Source organism: Corallococcus sp. 4LFB (assembly GCF_046520365.1).
Taxonomy (GTDB): Bacteria; Myxococcota; Myxococcia; order Myxococcales; family Myxococcaceae; genus Corallococcus; species Corallococcus caeni.
In genome coordinates this window covers 1-1,325 of the sequence record NZ_JBKGHJ010001004.1, presented here as the reverse complement: position 1 = coordinate 1,325, position 1,325 = coordinate 1, and the positions used below count along the sequence as shown (strand labels likewise).

The 1,325-nt window shown below is 75.9% G+C and carries 1 protein-coding gene; it reads right to left on the bottom strand.

The features are described 5' to 3' along the window. Positions 1 to 1,325: ATP-binding protein (locus ACLEQD_RS43550; RefSeq protein WP_410391816.1), on the bottom strand; the 1,325-nt coding region annotated here is incomplete at both ends.

The window sequence follows — 1,325 nt, the reverse complement described above, 5'->3', positions numbered from 1 at the left end:
CCCGCGCGCACCTTGCCCCCGTGCGCCAGCACCACGCGCCGCACGATGGCCAGCCCCAGGCCGCGGCCGTTGGCGCGCGTGAGGAAGAAGGGCTCGAAGACGCGCTGGGGGTCCAGCCCGGCGATGCCCGGGCCCTCGTCCTCCACGCTCAGCGACACGCCCTCCGGCACGCGGCGCACCGCCACGCGCACCGTGCCCCCGCGCGGCGAGGCCTGGATGGCGTTGCGCATCAGGTGCGTGACGGCCAGCTGGAGCAGCGTCTCGTCGCCGGGGAGGTCCGGCACGTCCGGCGCCTCGTCGAACAGCACGCGCGGCGCGGGCAGCTCCTCCCGGCCGTGGACCAGCTGCCCGAGCGCGCGGTGCACCAGCTCGCCCAGCGAGACGGGGCGGCGGCCGGGCTCCAGCCGGCGCACCGCGTCCAGCAGGTCGCGCACGATCGTCCTCCAGCCGGATGGCCTCCTCCTCCAGCATCTCCACCGGCGGAGCGCCCGCGGCCCCAGGCGCGGTTCGCGCTTGAGCACCGCCACCGTGTTGAGGATGGCGCCCAGGGGGTTGCGCACCTCGTGGGCCACGACGCCCGCGGCCTCGCCCAGCACCGTCAGCCGCTCGCTGGCGATGAGCTCGTTCTGCAGGCGGGACACCTCCGCCAGCCGCGCCTCCGCCGCCCGGTGGTGCCGCACGTTCTCCAGCGCGCCGCCAATGAGCTGCGCGAACAGCTCCAGCGCCCCCGCGTTCGCGGGCGTCAGCGTGGTGGACTGCACCGCCAGCACGCCGAAGGGCTCGTCCCCCACGAAGATGGGCGCGTCCAGCGCGCGCGAGCCCGGCGGGTAGATGCGCTGGATGTTGTCCGCCACCTCCGGCGAGTGCAGCCGCCGCACCATGCTGAACGCGTCCGGATGGAACGCCGCCCGGCGGCGGGTGAGCACCTCCGCCAGGTGCGGCAGCCCGGAGCGGGGGAAGCGCACCGCGTGCACGCTCTGACCGTAGAGCTGCTCCGCGGCGGCCAGGCTCTCCGGCTCCTGGCGCATGGGCCCGTGGCGCAGGAAGTCGCCCTCCAGCAGCATCACGGAGACGTAGAAGCCCTGCCGGTGCACGGCCTCCACCGCCAGCTCCAGCACCTGCGCCTCGTCACGGCAGCGCAAGAGCTCCGCCGCGGTGGACACCAGCACGGTGGACAGCCTGCGCACCGCGTCCCCGCCCTCCGCGTCCAGCAGCAGCACCAGCCGCTCCTCCGGCACGCGGCCCGGCGCGGTGCGCGGGGAGACGCAGGTGCTCGCGTCCGTCGCGCCCGCATGCGCACGAACGCGGCTGCACCGGGCCGGCTG